Here is a 22,728-nt window from a genome sequence, read left to right on the forward strand (position 1 = left end):
CTAATATTCCAAAGTAAATAATGTGAGAAGAGTGACATTTGTAACATACAAAAACACAAACACTTAATTTATTATGGATACAGTTACTCTTCAAACAGCACCTCAAAAACCTATCGCATTACGCGTAATTATGGTTTCGTTTTTACTAAAAGTATTTATTGCATTTGGGTTATATTATGCAGTTAGTAGTGGAAAATTGGAGATTCCAAATGCTAACCCTGATTATATCCTTTACACTACAGGTATATATATAGTGAATCTTGTCGGTATGATTGCCTCAGCATTAAATGGTAAGCTAAAACTATTTAGAGCAATTATCCTTTTCGACTTTATTGCATCTATACCAGCAAAGGCAATAATTGGATTTATTATGGCAACTTATTCCTTTGGACTTACTTTTCATCCTAAGGTGAAAGAGTTTTTCAAAGCTAAAGCTGAATAAAAAAATAGCTTCAATGATATATTAAATCATTGAAGCTATTTTTTTATGATCAATATTTTAAGCTACTTCTTGTAAGTTTTGGTTAATCCATGTATTTAATTGATCGATTACCTGTGAATACTCAAAGCTACTTTTTTCTTCCAGATAAGTAAACCCTAAAGCTTTTAGAAAGAAAATCAATTTAAAACTTAATCTTTCATTCTTAGTAAATACTTGAATACCCAAATTGGTCTCCTTCCAAACTATCTCTAAAGATTTTATTCCTAGTTTATTTCTTTCAAAGAATATTCGTTTTTCTTCATTTCTAATGTATTGTCCTGTGGGTAAAAGTTGATGCATGGAATTCGTATTTAAGGAAAATAAAATTGTAATAATAGATGATTAACAATTATAGTAACGATGTTTCTTTTTATCTTGTTACTTATATCATGACAACAAATATTAAGTAACCTGATATAGTTATTGTTACTTAAATTGATGGAAGGAAAAATTCAGTTTCACCAATAATTTTTTACCTTTGGAAAGCAAACTATTATAATAATTGAGCTAAACTATTCAACTCCAATGAAAGCATACTTATTGTATTTAAATTTAATATTTTTGGGCTTTTTGTTAAGCTGTGAGAAAGAAAAAAATCCCGTTGAAGATGAAGACAAAATATCTGTAGAAGTTCCTACGGTAACCACTGATACAGCTATTGTTTTAGAAGAAGGCGGTGTAGAATTGTATGGTACCTTAGATAATAGTGACCTAATTTCAGAACATGGATTTTATTATTCCTTAGATAGCAACTTCACTTTTTATAGTGAAACAAAACTAGGACTTCCAACTTCTTCAAGTGAGTTTAAAGAAGAAATATATTCTGGATTATTACCTGATAGAATTCATTATTTCAAATCCTACATTCATACCATTCATGACAGTATTATTTATGGTAAAACATTACCATTTACTCCTTTAAAGAATCGAGCACCAATAATTAATGGGATAATCCCAGAAATCGGATATTTAGGTGATACAATTAGTATTAGTGGTGAATATTTTGGAAATAATTCGAACGATAGCAAAACCTATTTTGGTACAAATAGAGCAAGAATACTAGAACAGAATGATTCATTAATTACCTGTATTCTTCCAAATAATATTGATTCTACTTCGGTCACTGTTTATGTAAGATCTTATGATCAAGAAGACAGTACCACTTTCCACTTGTATGACCCAGTAATAGAAAGTATTTCTGCTAAGGAAGTTACCTTTGGTGATAAAGTAACGATATTTGGTAAACACTTTGATCATAATACGGAAAGGAATCATTTATATATAAGCAATAAGAAAGTTGAAATCTCGTCATCAAGTCGTACTGAAATTACATTTATTGTTCCCGAAGATTTAACGTCAAGTATCCTTGAAATTGAATTGCATACACAACTTCAGAAGCTAATCTATAATGACCCTTTACAAATAAAATCTCCAGAAGTCTCATCTGTTCCATCATGTACTTATTCAAACAGTTACATTCAAATCAAAGGAAAGTATTTTCATCCAGACTACTCTAAGAATTTAGTACATATCAATGGGGTAGAAGCAAAAATTATTGATGGAAATGAAAATCAACTCACTGTTTATTTCCCAGATGGTCCTTACCCTAATGCTAAAGCCAAAATTGCAGTAGGTATTTTCGACACAGTAACTGATACAGAAAAAGAAGTTTGTATCCGAGATACTTGGGTGATGGTCACAAACACATTGCCTTTTAGTTTTTATGGCGATCCTGGTACTATGGAAATGAATAATAAAGCTTATGTGCTTTCTGATCCTGCCCATTATAGCGACAATGAACTAGCTTTATGGGAATTTCATCCTGAAAGTTTAGAGTGGACAAAACATACTCTCCCATTTGAAATGAAATTCAGTGGAAGAAGCACTTCTTCAACCACAAAAGGATATGTATATACTGCCACTGGTGAAAATAATTTCTGGGAGTTAGACCCAGTAACTAATCAATGGAAACAGCTAACAGATTTCATTGGACCAAGAAGAGATAAGGCATCAATGTTTACAATAGATAATGAAGTGTATTTGGGAATTGGAGCTGATACAGAACCATATACAAGCATAGCATATACAGATTTTTATAAATATGATGTGAATACAAACCAGTGGAGTAAAATCAGTGATTTTCTAGGTGATATTTATACTGGTAGAACCGAAACATCTACTTTCGTACTTCAAGGTGAAGGCTATATTACTTGTGGAGCTAGGCATACAGGCATGTACGACTCATGGAAATATACTCCTGGTACGGATCAATGGACAAAAGTTGCTGATTTCCCAAATGCTAGATCTTATACGAATTCTTTTGTATTAGATGGTAAAGGGTATGTTGCAAACGGTACTCGAATTGGAGGAACCGAAGACAGTCATTGTTACCAATATGATCCCTCTAGCAACCGTTGGTTTAAACAAGAAAATATCGGAAATACAGGAAGGTATAGAGGGTTTTCTTTCGTAGTTAATGGTGTTGCTTACAGTGGTGGTGGCTATGGAATTCATGGAGGTGATAATTTTAGCAACGAACTATATCAAAAACAATAAATTACTTGGAATGGAGATAGTAAAAAAGCTATCTCCTTTTTTATTACTATTAGTGGATGGAGTATTTCAATAATTTATAAGGAAAGCTATAAACATTACCTATTAAGAAATACTCGAAGATCCACTTAATCGAAAAACCATAGTTGGGTTATATAACTTGGAATGATTTTTTAATAGTAGAAATAAAAAAGTTATTATGTCTACTTACACCAAGCTTTCTTTACTCCTTATTCTTTTAATCGCTAGTGGATGCAAAGAACATCCTAAAAAAATTCACCAAAGAATACCCTTCACCTATAATTGGCAGAAGATCGCAACAGATACATTCATTGTACATAAAGATTCTATTCTTGTAAAAGAGACTCCAAAAGGTAATGTACTCTATTTTGATGGTCATGATATAGAAGGGAATATCAATGGAGACTTCATTACACTTGAAATAAAAGAATTTATTGGGGCCAATGATTGTGCGAATTCTGACTTAAGAACCATCACAAAAGATCATCAACTACTAAGTACAGCTGGTAGTTTTTACGTCAATATTTCATCTGAAGATGGTAAGCAGTTGAAGATAAAACCCAATAGTAATAGTCATCTTTATATCAAAGGAGAGCCTAATCCATCAATGAAAATATTTGAGGGTATTCTAGATTCAACAAATAATTTAGTGTGGAGTGAAATGAATGAAAATACATCAAAAAATGCTCATTCAGAGTTTATTATTAGGAAACCAAAGTTTAAAGAAAAGAACTTAAATCCTTATGAAAATCTTCACAACTATATTCAAGATACAGAACAGCTTTACCAATTTGATTCAGAGAAAAACCATTACATACATAAAGTTTTCTATACGAAAAAGAAACTAAAGAAGGCTTTATTTGATATCAATATACTTCCAGTTACAAACTCTGAACTCAGTATTATTAAGCGTTACTATTACCATGAAGATAACGAAAATATCTATTTAAGATATATCTATCCATCAACAAAAGAAACCAGGTTTTCTTTAGAAGGAGATATTATCAGAGATATTGAAGCATATACTATTGTTGCCGTACAAAATGGATTTATCGCTAGAAAGATCTCTAAAGGAAATCAACCTATTATACAGGAGGAATTTAGGACTAAAGAACTTCTGAGCATAATTCAAAAAGAAGCAAAAAAACATCATAAACAATATAAGGCATCACTTAAGGCCAATAATCAACGTATTGCCAAGATCAATGAATACAGAAGAAGTAATCAGAAATATAAAATCTATAATACATTCAGAGAGAAAAAGAATATTACATCAGGTTATAAGATCGACTTTGGAAATAATATTCAATGGACCAATATCGATAAATATTACGATCAAGAATTAATAATAACCTATAAAGGAAATGTTGTTAATCATGAAGGAGAACCTCTACGTTGTTCAATAGGATTTTACAGTACCGATGAAAATATATATAATTCAAGTTATATCGATATTGATGAGGAGTATACTATATCATTTATAAAAGATGAAGGCTATTTTATTAAAATTAATGCCACTGATTATTTTGAGTATACTTTCAAATATGATGGCGACCCTTCAAAGCTTAAAAAGATTATAGTACCTGAAGAATACTATAAATTGGAAAAAGTATCGATGAAGTAATTAATACTTTAATAAGAATTTAGATATGTTGAAGTTGAAATTTATAAAATATCTAGTTTTCACTAACTTCACTTACTTTTTAACAAACACACCAAATTAATGAACAAGAAGACATTAAAAATAGGCATTATCAATGTATCTGATAGAGCTAGTAGAGGAGAATACGAAGATTTACCAGGAAAAGAAGTAAGAAGATTAATGAATCTATGGCTAACTACCCCATGGGAAGAGGTTTATGCAGTTGTTCCAGATGAGCAAGACTTATTGGAGAAAGAAATGATTGATATGTCTGACAATAAAGGCTGTAGCTTAATTGTAACCACTGGGGGAACAGGCCCTGCTGTGAGAGACGTTACCCCTGAAGCAACAGAAGCGGTCTGCGAAAAAATATTACCCGGCTTTGGAGAATTAATGAGACAAATGAGTTTAAAATATGTCCCAACGGCCATCCTTTCTCGTCAAACTGCTGGAACTCGTAAAAATACACTGATCGTTAATTTACCAGGAAAACCAAAGTCTATTAAAGAATGCCTAGAAGTGGTATTCCCTGCAATACCATATTGTATTGACCTAATAGAAGGTGCTTATATTGAAACAAATGAGGTGGAAATGAAAGTCTTCAGACCCAAACAGAAATAAATAATGGAAATCTTACTTTTTCTCAGAAGTTCTACTTATAGCCTCTGAGAAAAAGTAAATGATATTATTCTTCACCAATCCATATTTCTCCTTTTTTAAAGGAATATTGTTCTATTTTTCTATCTCTTGAGTAATCTAAATAGCTTAATCTATGGGGTTTCTTTAACAGTTTTTCAAACCATAATTTCTCTTCTTCATAAGCTTTTCTACTCACATAATTTTCCGGTTCATCTATAAACTGTTCATCGTAATGATCTTCTTCCCAAGCATTAGTCCATTGGAGTTTATCTAATTCATCATATAGATTTCCATAATTTTTAGAATGGAATACCTTCTCTTTATTGGGTTGATAGAAGAGTTCTTCATAATAGCTGATATTACTGCCTATTGCACAAACAACCTGAGATTTAGAAATATCCCTTTCATATAGCCATATTTTCAAATAATACTCTTCATCAAGTTGCTTGAGTTGATCTTTCCAAGAATTAAATATATCAAGTAGCCCTTGAAGTATTTTCATCTTTGTCTTTCCCTTTGGAGGGGCAATCACACTTTTTCGTAAAGAGAGGTTACACCAAGGTTGGATATATACTTTCGCATATTCTCTTTCATAACGTTTTAGAACATCAAGATTTAAATTCTTATTATATTCTATCCAATTATCAATCTTTTTCCACCTTCTTCTGTGACCTCTAACTTTTTTGATTCTCATATTCTATATTTTACAAATTGAAATATAAAGCTAAGGATTTCATCTTATCTAAATCATAGAATGCATATAGTTTTGCCTTTTTTGTATAAGTAGTTTCCCTTTTTATGTAACAAGTAGATCACAAGAAAAATGACCTTTGTGAATAGGTATACACCTAAATAATATTCATCAAAAAAATATCATTATGGAAATCTACTTTCAAGGAATACTTACAATTATGTCATTAGTTAATCCTCTTATTTGTTCGCAGATATTTAATGGAATTGAAAAGGGGAGATCCTACCAACATAAACTCAAAGATCTAACAGAAACTGTCTTAAGCATAGGAGCCATTTTAGCTATTTCAGCATTTTTAGGATCCAAACTATTAAATACATTAGGGATAAGTTTAGATGCATTCCAAGCAGCAGGAGGTATAGTTCTATTCTGGATAGGGTTTAATATGTTAAATCAAAAATCGAATCAGCAACCAGAAGAAAAAGAAAAGAGTTTAATGCCACTAATATTATTTGCAGCAAGCCCCGGTACTATTACTGGCGTAATAACTTTATCCATAGCTGAAACAGAAAGTAACTTCCCAAAAGTAGCTCTGATTTCTATCCTAATAGTATTAACCTTAATGTGGGTGATTATTGCCTTTAGATCGAAAGGTAACTCATTAAATAAAAAACCATCAAAAGGAGGGCAATTAGCCACTAGATTTATGGGGCTTATTATCTTATCTATGGGTATTCAATTTATATTATCTGGAGTTTCTGGATTTTGGATGGGGGTTTCGATATAGTGTTATTAAAAAAGGCAGTCTCGAAATACTCAAGACTGCCTTTATTTTATAGTGAAATTCTATCCTTAATTTTTAATAAACTTAGCTACATAAATACCTTCATCTGTTTTTAACGTTAAGATATATAATCCGCTTTGGTATTCAGATGTTTTAATCTTTGTTGTAGAAGACCCAATACCATTTTCAATCAATTGCCCTTTTAGGTTTGTAACATTGTAAGTATATGGTTGACTTGTGATACTATTGATATTAAGAATATCTTTAGTCAATGTTGGATACACATTAAAATGTTTTTCTAACTCACCTTGTAGTGCTGTTATATCATCATTAGGATTGTTGTAATTTAAAGTTAATTCAATTATCACACTTTGATTTTTGTTATCAGCGAGGATTAAATCAATTCTATAATCATCCAATAATTGTTTTTTCTCTAAACTAGTTAGACCACCATCTATATCATTAAGATCAACACTTAATTCTTTCGAAGAAATATCAAACGCAAACCAAGTAGGGGCTGTCTCATTTGATTCTAATACAAGTGTATATTCTAACTCATCACCCAAAGTTGTAAAATATTGGTTCTCTAAAGTTGTTTTGAAAACCCCTTCTGTAGTGACGTCAATTTTCACATTCTCAAATACAGTAGATACTACATCTTCTGTTTGGAAAATAACATGAATAGTATCTTTATCTGATTCAACTGTGTAAGTTCTTTGATAAGAAATCTCCTCCTTTTCATTATTGATATAAAGTGTATAGTCAATATCTCCATAAGGGATATTCTTTGTGAAGGTATAGACATTATTAAAATGTTCTTCAATACTATTTGATGAATAGCCATTTTCTCCAGAGATCTCTAAAACCAATTCATCACCCGAAGTAAAACTGTTATTCTCGATAGCATTATTCATGTCTATTTCCCAAGTAATATTTCCAGTATTTTCATAATCATCAATGCTAAGGTCTGAAGCAATCACTGAAACGCCATAATAAGTATCGTTAATTCCTTGATGCGTAAAGTCTTGATATCTAAAATACTCTCCACGAGTTGAAACCATACCCGTTAAGAATATTTTGTTATCAATATGTACTAAATCTTCATACCAATTTATCGATTTAAGAATTAATCTGTTTTTTAATTCCCCATTATTGTATTTTAGAACTGAAAAAAATCTCCATCTTTTTTCATTCATTAATATTACTTCTTCTTCATTAAGATGTAATCCATCTCGTATATCTAATAGATAATAAGCATTATTATTTTCATCCACTTCTAACCTAGTGTAACCATAGTTTCCTCCTGAAGTAATATTATTTCTTAATATTTGTCCCCAAATTGGATTCCCTTTGCTATCGACTTCTAGAATAAAGTTGGAGTAATAATCCTCTGCATTCCCTTCTCCATATGGATCAAAAAGATCCCCAATCACGTTGTCATCTTTTTTTACCCAACCTGTCACATGTACAGAATTTTTTCCTGCCTGGAAACCAGTAGGCCATCCTGTATAACCACCACTCATTAACGGTTGGCTAAGTATTGTGTTAGCAAATTCTAAATTTTTTGTTTCTGTATTAATACAAATGATTGGGAAGTTTGAAGCTACATCCTTTAATATTTCTTCTTCATTTAGAGATATTTTATCAAAACGAAATTCACCAGTGAGATATAAATGGTTAGATTGATCTACTGTAATTATATTGAAATAATACCCTGAAATTTCATCAACATGAATTGTTGAAAATAGCTCATAAGTATCATTTGTCAACTTATAAATATTAAAATCTGAATTTTGATCTATCCTTATACGTTCACAATAATATGCCACTCCATTATTATCAATTGTAACCGAATATTCTGAACTTTGATAAGCACTTCCTCCAGCAACATTTTGTACTTCCAACTCATTATTAAGATATAAAAATATTGTTCGGTCTTCTGAACTCACGTTATATGCCTTGCCATCATAGATAAAAGATGTTTTACCTTCTGAGTTATTAAGAGCTAGAATCATATTTCCTGAATATGGATCCACTTTGAATGTATTTCCAAAATCATTCTGTGTTTCCAATGTAAAATATTTACGCTTAATCAGTTCACCCTCTGCATCTAACTTCTCAATAACAGATCCTTCAGTATCTTCATTATTAATATATAGACCTGTTCTATAAATGTTATTCTCTTTATCCTTTTCAATCGCTTTGTAATCAAAAGAATCACTTATCAATACATCTAGAATTTTATTTGAAGTTTCATGAAGAATTTCATGACCAAAGCGAGAATGATTACAGTCAAAATAAACATGGATGTCTGCTACATTTCCATTATGTGTTGGTATTGCAGTATCATCAGAGTAAGTGGCTTCTCCATATGTTAACTCTGGGTTTGAATTAATAATATAAATCAGGCTATCTTTTAAAGTAACGTCCTCAAAACTAAATTTAAAAGAATTTGTTTCTTCTAAAAACTCATAATCTTTGTTAGACACTACACTTTCAAGATCAATTTCCTCGTCTTTATAATAAGTATAACCTACAGTTTCGACCTCAGTAAACACCATCTTTTGTTTCTGATAATCTAATTGAGCGATATATATATTTTGATCATTTTTTCCCTCCAAATAGATCGGGTCTTCCGAAACAATAATATTATTTTCTTCATCCACCGACCATTTATCTCCATTAGATGTTATGATATTAAATGGTTCGTTATTCTCAATAAAAATAAGTCCTTCAAAAAGACTACCATCTATTGAATGAATTGGTGTTTCATCAACATCAGTACCACCAAACACGAAAGATTTAGAAGACCAATAATTATCTAAAGGAGTGTCTGAAATGTAAGGTGTACTGTCAAAAGTTAACTTAAAGTTTTTACTAATATCACTACCAAAAGAAATAACCTCATCGTTATTTATATAAGAAGATTGTTGATTAGAACTACCAATAATATTTACTATACCGTTCTTCTCAAAGATACTATGAAGGTTAAAATCAAATGAGTCAGATATAAGTTTAATACTTCCTGATTCAACTACTTTTACTTTCACATGTCCATTAAGGTCTTCAATTTTCAAAAAACTCAATCCTTTACTATTGTCATAGCTCATCAAATGTTCCCTATCATTATAAACCTCAAAAGGTCTTTTGTGAAGAAAAGCCAAATAACAATCATGATTTTTGTCTACAAATAATTTTATCTGTTCGTTTTGAGCAATCCCGATTTGATTTTTAAAGGGAGTCAATAAAACTGACCAATAAGATTGGTAATTACTCCAACTTGAAGACAAGTTTAGAACAAAAAATGATTCTTCATGACTATCTTCAGTATTATCACTTCTACTAAATAATCTATCTAAGTACGCTTTTCTACCAGCAAGAAAAAAATCATTGTAGGCGCCTTCTAGGGCAAACAATTCTGAATAATCGCTTATTTCGTAGTCTGGTGAATTGGTAATATTTTTAGAATCAGAGATACTACCATTAGCATTATCAAACTTGAATATAAATAATTTCTGTCCCGTTACTTGACTTGGTAAGTCTAAAAAGTATGAACCATCTTTATAGAAGTTATCTAATCTAGCATCTATTGCTAAAGCAATTTCATTATATTCATTTACAGCAATAAGTGATGTATTGAAAACGGTTTGATTATCTAAATCTAACCTTGTATTCCAAAGAGATGCACCATTATTACTAAACTTAGAGATAACTACAGCACTAGTATGAGAAATTGTTTGCTGACTCTCATTAATTGTTAGTTCATTAGAATTTACAAAATGTTGAGTCAAGAAATTTCCACTGTTATCTACAGTAACTCCATAGCCATCAGAGATCAAATCATCAGCTACTTGAGAGATATGCAAGTCTTTTGTGGTTTTAATGTCTAAGTTTTCATCTAAGAGTATTAATACTAATTGGGCATCCCCATCAATCTCATAACTTTGACCAGCATAATTAAAACCCTCACCGTTGCGTCTTCTAGCAAGTATAGCAATATGTTCTCCATCTTTACTTACAGCAAGTTGATGTCCTTTTTTACCCTCAAGTTCAATACTAAAATATTTTTTTTGCAATTGAGTACCATCATCTTTTATGATAACTGACCTTTTATCGGCATCACAAGAATTACAACTTCCTACAGAATAAACATTCTCATTATTATCTAATTGAGTATCAAAAATCATATAGTCATCATCTGCCGCTTCAACTGAAGTAAGGGGATGAAACTTTTCTGTATTAATCTGTAAATCTTTTTCTCCGAATTTTGGATAAAAATTTAAATTAAACTCACTTGGTACATCAGATGAGTTTAATCCAGATATACCATCCCAATGTACATGATATGAAGTTAATTCTTGAGTAAGATAGTATTGAGGATCATGGTTTATCGAGACCTTAAATCTTTCTCCTAAGAAAATTTTACTTCCTACAGAACACTTTACCGATAAATTAGCCTCATCGATTTCAATGGACAATGGAATTTCATTAGAAAAATTACCTGTACTATTTTGATCTATTTGTACTCCTAATGATTTGATTTCTGATAAAGTGAATTTTTTATAATCACCTAGAGAGACTTTTATATAATAAAAACCAATTCCTTCTTCACCAGAAGTAGTAAAATTAAGGCCTTCTACAAGGTCTGTATCTCTGCTTGCACCAAAAAAAGTATCATCTGCTTTTATTTGGAACGATTTACCTCTTTCTAAAAGTAAAAACCCTTCATAGTTTTGAGAATAATTAGTATAGTTACCTTGAAGAGTTAAAGGGTAACTTGTCACACCTTCTGGTAACGCATTTCCTACTGCAGTAACGGAAGAATACGTTTGAGAAAAGACATAGTTATAGGATGATAGAAAAAGTAATGTAAGCATAAAAAATACATTACGACAGTAGTTTGCTTTCATAATAAAAAGTAAAAAATTGATAAATAATTGAATAGTTTACATGACAAATTTAACTAAGTGTTAATATATTTCCAAGAAACATCACTCATTAACAATAATTTATATAAAAGTATTACAAAAATGTATGCTATCTTTATAACAATCTAAAACAGCTCTTTTTTAGTTTATTTCTTTTAAATTTAATCTAAAAAGGAACCCCCATAATAGAAAATGATGCCCAATAATAAGGGTTATCACTCACTTCTTTCCTAAATCGTTTAATTGCTTTTTGATAAGGAGAATATGGGAAAAGTGGACTTCCTTCTACCAAACATTCAAAATAGAGTTCCATAAACTTTGCTGTATACTTATCATCAATGCTCCATAATGACATCATGATATGATTGACACCAGCTTTTGAAAATGCTCTCGATAAACCAATAATTCCCCAATCATATGATGCTCCTAGACCTGTATTACATGCACTCATTACTGTTAACCATGCATCAAATTTGTGATTATTAGATAGGTTTAGAATATCGCGACCAGTAATTTTATCAACACCATTACTCTGTTTAGATAGGGCAAGGTAACTACCTTCATAAGGGTTTTTGGGATCGGTGACACCGTGTGTTCCAAAATACAGAATGTCATTCATATAAATATTCTCTATCACATTATCATATACTGCCTTGTCACCTGAATATTTTTTTACATCAAAGTAATCATGTATTCTTTCTGAGATTAAATCTACCTCTAATTTTGTTCCAGGTAACTGTGTAAACTCAGAGGAATAACTAAAATTAGGGTTATAAAAACAGGCAATACTTGACTTATTTTCAATGTCAAAATTCACCGCACTTCCTAATTGAAAGATGTAGCTATCTTGCTCATCCAACTCAATAACTGCTGAGTATTGGTTCCCTTTATCTAATACCTGAAAAAATAATTCTATTTCAGAAGGGTCAGTTCCAGTTAGTGTAAAGAAATTATCCATGATGTTATTGATGTAATCCACAACACTGGGAACGATAGAGTAGGAGAGGTGATCAATAAAATAGGATTGATCTGAGAAACGTATCGCACTAAAAGGAATAGTCCCAATGTTATGGGTTGGAATTATCACTAGATGATCAAAGCTCGAAATTAAACTTTCATTGAAATATAGAATTTTCTTAAGCCTATCATAGGATGCCAATAACTCTTGGTTTGTAGCTTTATTATTGTTTTTTACTTTTAATGATCTACTTTCATCTATTAAGTTTCCATTTCTCAAAAGTTGGTTGGTGTCATTGACTAGTCTCTCAAGCTCTTTCTTTTTTATCTTATTTTTCTGTATTAATACTTTACTTTTTGGTCTGAAAAATGTCGAATACAAATAGCCATTGGAGTAATTGTACATTAATATTCCTATACGATGATCATTTGCATAAAATGCTTCAAGACTTTTTTGCATAATATCTTGTGTCTTTTCTGACATCGTCTTCATTACTAAACTTCGTCTTGTATTTACTCCACGGACTGCATGACCTAATCGATAATTATGACTATTAATCTCTACCAAGTTTTTTACAAACTCATATTCTGTTGTTGTAAAGTCTACAGAAATATTCTCTTCATCTTTCTTATCAAGTATATATGATGAAATACTTGTTTCAGGCAAATCTGTTACTCCAAAAAAGTTGACATTAATCTTGATGTCAGAAGCCTCTGAAGTTTGGACTAAAGTACCCAAGAATAAATTTACTTTTTCATTAATGCAATAATATCTTTTACCTCTGTAGTTCATTCCTGATTGTAAATCAAGAAAATTGATTTGTATTTCGTCTTTATCATTACCAATTAAAAAAGAGGGTTTGAGGTCAATTCTTCTTTCATATATAGACTGATACTCCACCATATTTAAGGTTTGCTTATTTACACGAATCTGATTAATGTCTAAATCCTTAAATTCAATAAATACAGTAAAATTATTATCCTTACACAAACGACCACTGTTTTCTTGAATCCCTACAATGTATTTGATTGAATAATCGTAAGTGATTTTACCTAAATCTTCATCGATAAATTTATGTGTACCCTTGTTGATAAATTCTTCTTCTTTGATGATTGATTGAGAGTAAAGACGAAGTGATAAAGAAAGAATAGCAAAAAGTAATATTAATGTCTTCATAAGAATGCATTTGAAAAAATCATCTATCAAGGATAGAATTAGAAAGTGCCGTTTTAATATGATTGTAAAGATTAATAATATAAATGGTAATATCAAAAATTGCCCTTAAGGCATTATTATTCAATATTGAATGAACATCACAACTATATCAACATAATATACATTATGTTTAATAGAATAATTTGAAATAAAGGTTATGCTCTTCATAACCTCTATTCTATGGCTTTTACTCTTTTACAAATCTCACCACTTCATTATAGTTCTTAAAGAAGTAAACTCCATTATCTAGTTTCTCAAGACTAATGGTCAGCTGATTTTCGCCATATCTCTGGATATCTACGGCTTCAAGTACAGATTGCCCATTGATATTAAATACCATAATTTTATCATAAAATATTTTCTGTATTGATGTAATAGTTATAGCATTTGCTGAGGGAATTGGAAATGCATGTATCTCCACTATTTCAATTTCACCAACAGAAATCATTACAGGTGAAAATATTTCATAGCTTCCATCAAAGTCTACTTGAGTGAGTCTATAATATGAAATACCTTTGTAAGGAGCCTTATCAATTAGTTGATAAGAAATAGAAATGTTAGAATTGCCCATTCCTTTAATTTGATCTACTACCAACCAATTTCTCTTATCCGTCGATTTTTCAATTAGAAAATGGGAATTATTTTCCTCTGATGCCGTTTCCCAAATTAGTTCGACTGCATCATTATTAGTAATGGCTTCAAAATAAACTAACTCTACCGGTAGATCCTCATTTCTTGCGTTTTTCGTACAAGAATAAACATTATCTCGATCTACTGAAATATTATCATTATCATCATCTTCAGTAAGTAAATCGGTAAAATTATAGTTTGAACCATCTACCTTATAAATAGGTGTATCACTATCGCCCCCACCAGAACAATTTTCGCCGTCACTGATCACTTGATCTACAAGATCAGCTGACCTATCTCCCTTATCATCTAATTCTAGTATATTGACATTAATTTGTCCTCCACATTCAATTTTAGCTCCATGAAGCTTCAACTTTGCAGTTCCATCAACCTGAATAACGTTAATCAATCCGATATTACATAAATCTCCATCTAAATGTAATTCAACACTTACATTAATTATTCCTGTTGCGTAGTTATATAATTCTCCATTTCCATCTTTCCCTAAATCTAACTTGTCAAAAGTAATTTCTCCCGAATTATAAATATAAGGGCCTTCATCAACCCCTGAATTACTTCCTTCCGCTTTAATTTCAATCCCATCTCCAGATATGGATCCATTCTCTGTAATTGTAATAATGGCATCATCATCTTCTACCTTAATATCTATGTCATCAGAAAGAATTACATCGGTATCAATATATAGATTACCATCTATTGAAATATTTCCACCAGACATAGTTACAGTAATTTCTTGATTCGTTTTAGATCTGAATCTTAATGTTGACCCACTAGCAATCGTTATCGTCTTATAATAAACATTATATTGGTTAATGGTTACCCTACAGTCACAATCAATTTCTACATTATCATCTGTAGTAGGTACCGAATTATCCTCCCAATTCCCAGCAACCGACCAATTCCCATTAGCTCCAATCCAAGATTTACATTCTGCAGTAATAGTTATTGATAAGGTTATGAGAACTAATAAAATGAAGTTCTTATTTAAGTTCATGTCGTCTTATAGTGTATAAGTATATAAAAAATAGCAACTTGAATTTAGAATGTTATTTTGGTTATTATTTGGTAACGGGTATTATGTGTTATGAGTAAACCGATTTGTTGTAGAACTTACTTTTTTTATGATAACACAAAACTGATTAACTCATATTCTACATGAGAATGAACACAAAAAAACTCCCCTACTTTCTTCCAAAGAGAAGAAAATAGAAGAGTCTATAATTTATAAACGAAACTAGATGTTATTCATGTTCATGATTTGAAATAATCTCTACATTAAGAACACTTTGAGTTTCATTTCCATCTTGATCCCAGAGATGCAATAAGAAATGATAATTACCTTCTTTAATTGGAAGACCTTCTACCATAGAAGGGATATCAATATGTTCATGTAGTTGATGATTATTAGGATATACACCTTCTGGAGTTAAGCCATCATTTACGCCAAATTGCCAAATGATATTGGTCGCCCATGGTATTGAATCTTCATCATGAGTGATGCTATGTTCATGACCTTCACCCCAATGTATATCCAATTTGACAGTAGATAATTTATTCCCTTCTAAATCAGCATCAATAATCGCCTCCTCACCAGCAATAATAATAGTACCTCCATGTGCTCCATGATGGTGATGACCGTCGCTTACGCTAAAATTTGATATTTGTGGTTTCGGACTAATATCTTCATCATTATTGCATGAAAAAAGCATAATAAATGGCAGTAAAATGATATAACAAAGATTGTTTTTCATGAGACTAAAATTTTGATTGTATATAGATTGATAATTATTTATTTACTGATTTGAAGCATCATCAAATAAGATTAATAATCCATTGTGTTTTTGTAGATCACACCATCTTTCATGATCATCAGGAAATTATTCTCAGGATCAGCAACTAGATCTAAGTTTTCTAATGGATTACCATCAACGATAATCATATCAGCATATGCACCTTCTTGTACAACTCCCAAAGGACCTTCTTGATATGGATGTCTTGACCCCGCCATTTCTAATAACTCCGCATTACCCGAAGTAGCAATTCTTAATGCTTCATATGGTGAATACCAATTGCCTAACCTTGCCAGTAATGCACCTTGATTCTTGGCTGATTCGCCATCAAAAAGAATATCAGTACCAAAAGACACCTTCACTCCTATCTTAGAGGCTTTTTGATATACATTGTCTACCGCAGCCACAACATCTAACCATTTTTTCTGACTGTTAGGATCTGCAAAACTATTATCCCCCTCCAAGAAAGGTTGAGGACTTAGCCAAACACCTTTTTCCTTCATTAATTCAAGAGTAGCATCCGACGCAAAGAAACCGTGTTCAATAGATTTTACACCAGCGTTTACTGCTGCAATAATACCCTTATCAATCATTACATGAGATTGCACATAGGTACCATAGTTTTCTGCTTCTTCAACTACAGCCTTGATTTCATCCATAGAATATTCCATCACTTCTAACGGATCATATTCCGATGATACTCCACCACCTGTACAAATTTTAATTTGAGTGGCACCATATTTCAAAATTTCTCTTGTAACCTTTCTAACTTCTGGTACACCATCTGCAGTAATGGCCATCATATTTCTCTCCCAATAGCTCATATCGCCCGGTGATTTTCTAGGCTCATCCAATACACAATAATGGTCGGCATGTCCAGTAGTCTGACTCATAAATGGCCCTGAGGGAAGAATACGGTGTCCTGGATATTCTCCTGAGTCGATTAACTTCTTTACAGCAAAAGGATTTCCCCCTGGATCTCTTACGGTAGTAAAACCTCTTAATAATGTTTGTTCTGCGCCTTTCATACTTCGTATGGCTACTTCCGGCATATCTCCTTGATTAAGGAATAAAATTTCCGCAGGCGTATAAGCATATGATGTATGCCAGTGAGCGTCGATCAATCCTGGAATTAATGTTTTTCCTTCTCCATTGATCACTTCACAAGAATCAGTTTGAATATTTTTAGCTATTTTCTGTACTTTATTTTCATGGATTAATACATCCACTCCTTTTCTTAATTTTTCGTTTTTACCATCAAAAACATCAATGTTTTTAATTAAGATATCTTGAGCAAATAGATTAAAGCTTGTAATTAAACTAACGATGAATAATATGTATTTCATAAATAATATAATGATTAACAGTGATACATTTTTGTGATATCATTTCCCTAAACATCACCTTACAAAGGTCATCGTTTTACAAGTCAATCATTTACATTATTTAGTTACAATTTTACACATTTTGGTCAATCTCAAACAAATAGCTTTTTTACAAAAAAATGGATACCCGATAAGGATATCCATTCATTATGACTTTACAAGAGAAACTCAACAAGATTAATTATATACATGAATCCATGTTTTATCTAATCCTATTTCTCTTAATTCTTTCATCTTCTTCACTGCATCTTCCCTTTCTTTAAACTGATCGATGAACAGATAATAATAATTAGTTTCATTATTAAAGATGATCTTTCCATCTATACCCATTGGCTTTAAGGCCGCCTTAATAGAATCTAACTCTTTTTCTGTATTTGCTGCAGCAATAATTAGGAAGTAGATACCGTCTTCTGTCGATACATCTTCTTGTGCAGAGATACTAAATCTCGTTTCATATACATCTTCATGGTTAGAGATTTCATCAATTCGCTGAGTCAAATCCATGATAACTTGTTCTTGCTCACTAATGATATCCGTAGCATGTTGCAATTGCTCATTTTGTTCTTGCAGTTTTCTTAATATCAATGTCTGTTTCTGCTCTTGTTTTTTCATGGATAGCTTAACAGAATTGTCTTTTTTCTTCGTTTTTAATCTGTAGCTTAAAACAAACTGATGTGTTGGATGTGAATTAAGTTGCTTGCTATGGTTCTGAGCATAAACATATTCTATCCCTAAATTTTTTACATTAATCTCCGTACCGCCATAAACTCTAAAGTTGTCACCTCCTAAAGTAATCCCAAGTATATCATTCCATTTTCCACGAACTGAAGCTCCATATATAAGTTCTTTACTCCAACGGTCTACATTACCTTGTATAGTATAATCAATCTCTTTTGTCATGATTTTATAACCCATATTAAATACAAATTCATCTGTATTAAAATTTCCTCTTTTCAATAAATATGGAAGACCAATATTGATCGTAAATCGATTTCTAAAAACATAACTTGCAGACGTATTGATATGAAAACTATACAAATCCATATTGTCGTTTAAAACGGGATCATCAGGATTCAAATACACTAGGTCTCCTGCCGTATAATTTGTATTGAATAAACCTGTACCAATATTAAATGATAAATCACTCAGTTTATTAAGATTAAATCTCTGAGTAAAGTTAATAGCCAATGTATTGTTGTCTAATAGAGTTTCTGATGACTGTAGAAATTGTACACCAAACATAATATTCTCTTTAGCCTTCATCCTAACACCCGCAATGATTGATTGTATTGAACTGCTCTGAGATCCATCTGTTTGATGTCCTAAATAAGCCAATTCATTGTCTATATCATTACTAGGTGTATAAATGTATTCTTCTTCAGTATTATTAAATAAGAATGATCTATGTTGACCAAACGTTGAAGAAAATAGTAAAGTAAAAAACGAGAGTAATAGAAGTAATTTTTTCATGATGATACAGACTTAGTAAACAATTAATATTTCACCAGAGAAAAACTCTCCTGTAGCATTATTTGTAATTTGATAATAGTAATTACCAACCGGTAACGGCTGACCTTTATAATAACCATTCCAAGTGTTATCATAACCTATAGATTCATAAAGGATAGTACCATTGATCGTATATATTTGAAATTTTGCCTCACTTAAACGATCAATTTCATTGACGATCCAATAATCATTATACCCATCATTATTTGGTGTAATTACATTGGTCGCTTGAGCTTCTACACCATCTCCTAAACCATTAAATTCAATATCTAATACATAGGATTGTTCATTGGCCAGATTTTCAGAAATCACTTTTAGTGTATCACCCAATGTTAGGTTTAACTTCTGTCCACTATTTATTAGTGAATCTTGATAATACAAATAAGCATTTTCAGAGATCTCATAATCGACCGTTACATCACTAATTTGGGTACCAAAGGGTAATAATAGCCATACTCTTTCGTCGTCTATTGAAGAATCTAGAATGATACCATCAACAGCAAAATAGATAATTTCTGTTTGGTCATTAGCAAAACGATTATCGACAAAAATTGTATAGGTTTTCATTGTAGATTGATCTTCTGACATCACATCAACTACCATAGAGTCTGTAAAATTAATACCTACACTACTGTCATTCATTTGTACCCGGTCTTGATACATACTTGCTCCTTCACTCATCGAAAAGTTAGGATATAAGTTCGTTAGGTCTGCATCAAAATCCACCACATAAAACAAAGAATCTTCAATCTGGTAACTATCCAATATTTCAACATTATTGAAGCTTTCAATTTCAAGTTCTACAGAAGTACTTAGCTGAGGTTCAGCAATACTGTAAGATTGAAAAACATCTCCATAATGTTCATCGATTGCAAAAGTTATAGTCTCTTGTACTTCTACTTCTTTGTCCTCATTTGATTTGTAGATTTTAAATGACAATTCTTCATTATTGCTATTCGAATAGATCGTTAAATAGGCCAGGTATTTATCTATAGCCTCTACATATATCAAGTTGGTGACTCCTCTACAAGTACTTCCATTAAATACAGCAACTTTATCTTCTGTACTTTGGAGAACTTCTCCATCTACAGCGATAAAAGCTGTTAATGACATCGTGTACTGATAATCATTTACATTAACGTTCCAATTTCCATTTTGTGCCAATGTTGGAAAAGTCAGATAAAAGATTCCTAAGAGTAATATTGATAGTTTTTTCATTGTGCCTTGTATTCGCTTTTTTCAATAAAGCCTGATCGTTAAATTATTTTAGAATACGTTTTGTATATGAAGTGGTAGGTGTTGAAATATGTAATAAATAAACCCCTGGATTGACCTGTAATTGTAGATTCCAACTGTTCAAACCTTGTTGTAAAATTTGTTCATTTTTAAAGATGGATTTACCATTCATATCAATCACTTCAACCCAAGCTTTTTCTTCTTGTGAATGAACAATAGAACAAGTCATTTGATGGTCAAATGGAATAGGATAAACCGATATACCTTTATCAATCTGTGGATTACTTACAGTATAAGGTTGTTCTAAGTCTCCTAGTAATGCATCTGATGTAAATTGGAATGAATCGACTGTCTTTTCTCCATTTAATAAGAAAAATAGGTTTTCACCTTCTTCAGCGAAAATGGTTAGAAATGCCAAATTTTTATCTTCTACAATTGATGTAGTTGATTCTCCCCTAATATTCCCTTCCTTATCTACTACTTGCACATTTTCAATTAAATCATCAACTTCTATAACCGCATTCATATTGGTTGAATATTGAGGTAAAAGAAATGTTGTAGTTGGAATTACAGTAGATGTTTTTGTTCTTGTATTGGAAGTAAATGTAGTTGAAGGATATGAAAATTCTTGAGTCTTACCCGTCTTGATCATATAACCTTTTCCCGCTTCTAATTGAGATAAAGTACCTGTCCAACCTTTTAATGTGGCATAAATGGCAAATGAGTTTTGACTTTTAATAATATCTCCATCTTGGGCATCTAAATTTTCCAGGGCCTCTGTAACACTCATGGTTTTAGAAATAGGATATGACAACCAATTCCAACCTTCATGAAGTGAAATCACAAGATCATCGGTATCGACTACCTGACCTTCCAGAGATAAGAAATTTTCTTGAGCCAATTTTGTTTTATACATCTTTGTTGGATCTACTCCTCCAGAAGCACTTAACGAACCAGTCCAACCAATTCGCTCATCATACATATCAAAATTATACTGATCGTAGATTCTATCTAAGTCAGATAATTCTAGATTTTCTGTTAAAGCATTGACATCGTAATAATCATCTTTATCGATAAACAAAGACAACCATGTCCAACCAGAATTTAAAGAAATAATCTGCTGAACAATATCAGTATTCTCAAAAACAACTGGTTCTGCAAGGTTACCCAACAATTGGTCACTGATAAACTCAATGCTTTCTTGTTCGTCAATTACTGCATGAAGAGATTTTCCTGCAAATGCATCCCAAATTTTGAATTCGATTTCTTCTCCTGAAATAGTATTGCTGTAAATACTTAAATAGATGAAATAATCATCATAAGCATCATCATATTCCAATACCGCCTCTCCTCTTTCTTCACCATTCACAAACGCTCCCACTTTTGTGTAAAGATCTGATGAAAAGTCACCGGATATTTTAATTTTTCCGATAATATTCATACTGTAAGTATAGATCGTTGGATCTACCGACCAAACTGGAGCTTCTTCTAACTCTCTATTCTTCAATTCAACTTTTATCACATAAGATTGAATTGTCGATTGGTCCTCTGACATGACATCTATATTAATCGGATTGCTAAAATCGACTTCTTCATTTGTATCAAATAGGGTTAAAGGTGTTCTTCCATTATAGAGCGAAGCCCCTTCACTTATTTCTACATCTGGAGTTAGTTTTCTTAAATCTGTGCCATATTCCACTTGGTAGTATAAGGTATCATTTGATGTTGAAGAGTTTAGAATTTCTACCTCTTCGAAACCATTAATAATGAAAGTAGCTGCTGTATTAAGACTTGGTTCTGCTATACTGTATGCTTGAAAAACATTTCCATAATGTTCATCAATTGCAAACGTAATAGTTTGTGATACATCAACTACCTCGTCTTTTTCTGAGTTGTAAATTTTAAAGTTTAACTCCTCACCATTTGTGTTAGAATAGAACTGTAAATAAGCCAAATACCTGTCAGTAGACTCTATATAGATTAATTGTGTGAATCCTCGGCATTCATCACCATCAAATACACCTACCAAATCATTTTCATTAGCCAATACCACATCATCGACAGCGATAAAAGCCGTTAAAGACATGCTGTATTGATATGCATTCAAATCAAAATCCCAATCAGGAGTTTGAGCATTTACCATGGTTACCCAACCAAGGAGAATACAAAGTAATATGGATAGTTTTTTCATCATATCTTGATGTATTCCCTTATTATCTTCAACCGATAATAAGGGAATCATTAG

The 22,728-nt window shown here is 31.6% G+C and carries 15 protein-coding genes; 5 read left to right on the forward strand and 10 right to left on the reverse strand.

Annotation, left to right across the window (positions count from 1 at the left end; all coding sequences use genetic code 11):
* Positions 1–73 precede the first annotated feature (73 nt).
* Positions 74–442, forward strand: a complete 369-nt coding sequence (locus tag QL232_RS18505; protein ID WP_281615298.1) for a hypothetical protein — start codon at positions 74–76, stop codon at positions 440–442.
* A gap of 57 nt (positions 443–499) precedes the next feature.
* Here QL232_RS18505 and QL232_RS18510 read toward each other — a convergent pair whose 3' ends face one another.
* Complete coding sequence (locus QL232_RS18510) at positions 500–781, reverse strand: hypothetical protein (RefSeq protein ID WP_281615299.1); 282 nt, start codon at positions 779–781, stop codon at positions 500–502.
* A gap of 225 nt (positions 782–1,006) precedes the next feature.
* On the opposite strand from QL232_RS18510, the gene QL232_RS18515 reads away from it, so the two are divergent.
* The 3 genes from QL232_RS18515 to mog all read left to right on the forward strand — a co-directional run bounded on the left by QL232_RS18515 (position 1,007) and on the right by mog (position 5,318).
* A complete protein-coding gene (locus tag QL232_RS18515; protein WP_281615300.1) occupies positions 1,007–3,037 on the forward strand; it encodes an IPT/TIG domain-containing protein in 2,031 nt (676 codons plus the stop codon).
* 196 nt (positions 3,038–3,233) lie between these two features.
* Entirely contained in the window at positions 3,234–4,679 is a 1,446-nt protein-coding gene (locus tag QL232_RS18520; protein ID WP_281615301.1) for a hypothetical protein, read from the forward strand.
* 99 nt (positions 4,680–4,778) lie between these two features.
* Positions 4,779–5,318: a molybdopterin adenylyltransferase gene (mog, locus tag QL232_RS18525; protein WP_281615302.1), complete on the forward strand. Its 540-nt coding sequence runs from the start codon at positions 4,779–4,781 to the stop codon at positions 5,316–5,318.
* 64 nt (positions 5,319–5,382) lie between these two features.
* Here the strand turns inward: mog and QL232_RS18530 are convergent, their stop codons facing one another.
* Positions 5,383–6,030, reverse strand: a complete 648-nt coding sequence (locus QL232_RS18530) for a hypothetical protein (RefSeq protein ID WP_281615303.1) — start codon at positions 6,028–6,030, stop codon at positions 5,383–5,385.
* Positions 6,031–6,214: 184 nt separating this feature from the next.
* On the opposite strand from QL232_RS18530, the gene QL232_RS18535 reads away from it, so the two are divergent.
* Complete coding sequence (locus QL232_RS18535; protein WP_281615304.1) at positions 6,215–6,814, forward strand: MarC family protein; 600 nt, start codon at positions 6,215–6,217, stop codon at positions 6,812–6,814.
* 65 nt (positions 6,815–6,879) lie between these two features.
* On the opposite strand, the gene QL232_RS18540 is transcribed toward QL232_RS18535, so the two are convergent.
* From QL232_RS18540 to QL232_RS18575, 8 genes are all read right to left on the reverse strand, one after another.
* On the reverse strand, positions 6,880–11,721 hold the full coding sequence (locus QL232_RS18540) for a T9SS type A sorting domain-containing protein (RefSeq protein WP_281615305.1): 4,842 nt from the start codon (positions 11,719–11,721) through the stop codon (positions 6,880–6,882).
* Positions 11,722–11,905: 184 nt separating this feature from the next.
* Positions 11,906–13,873, reverse strand: coding sequence for a CHAT domain-containing protein (locus tag QL232_RS18545; protein WP_281615306.1), 1,968 nt, complete (start codon positions 13,871–13,873; stop codon positions 11,906–11,908).
* A gap of 226 nt (positions 13,874–14,099) precedes the next feature.
* A complete protein-coding gene (locus QL232_RS18550; protein ID WP_281615307.1) occupies positions 14,100–15,557 on the reverse strand; it encodes a T9SS type A sorting domain-containing protein in 1,458 nt (485 codons plus the stop codon).
* Positions 15,558–15,804: 247 nt separating this feature from the next.
* The gene (locus QL232_RS18555) at positions 15,805–16,314 is read right to left on the reverse strand and encodes a DUF4625 domain-containing protein (protein WP_281615308.1); all 510 of its coding nucleotides are present in this window, start codon (positions 16,312–16,314) and stop codon (positions 15,805–15,807) included.
* Between the two features lie 71 nt (positions 16,315–16,385).
* Positions 16,386–17,699 carry an amidohydrolase family protein gene (locus QL232_RS18560; RefSeq protein WP_281615309.1) on the reverse strand — a complete coding sequence of 438 codons (1,314 nt, stop codon included), beginning with the start codon at positions 17,697–17,699 and terminating at the stop codon, positions 16,386–16,388.
* Between the two features lie 216 nt (positions 17,700–17,915).
* On the reverse strand, positions 17,916–19,208 hold the full coding sequence (locus QL232_RS18565) for an SPOR domain-containing protein (RefSeq protein ID WP_281615310.1): 1,293 nt from the start codon (positions 19,206–19,208) through the stop codon (positions 17,916–17,918).
* Between the two features lie 12 nt (positions 19,209–19,220).
* Positions 19,221–20,465, reverse strand: a complete 1,245-nt coding sequence (locus tag QL232_RS18570; RefSeq protein WP_281615311.1) for a gliding motility-associated C-terminal domain-containing protein — start codon at positions 20,463–20,465, stop codon at positions 19,221–19,223.
* Positions 20,466–20,508: 43 nt separating this feature from the next.
* Positions 20,509–22,725 carry a T9SS type A sorting domain-containing protein gene (locus QL232_RS18575; RefSeq protein ID WP_281615312.1) on the reverse strand — a complete coding sequence of 739 codons (2,217 nt, stop codon included), beginning with the start codon at positions 22,723–22,725 and terminating at the stop codon, positions 20,509–20,511.
* Positions 22,726–22,728: the final 3 nt, after the last annotated feature.

Origin of the sequence: Flammeovirga sp. SubArs3 (assembly GCF_947387565.1) — a bacterium.
GTDB classification, from domain to species: domain Bacteria; phylum Bacteroidota; class Bacteroidia; order Cytophagales; family Flammeovirgaceae; genus Flammeovirga; species Flammeovirga agarivorans.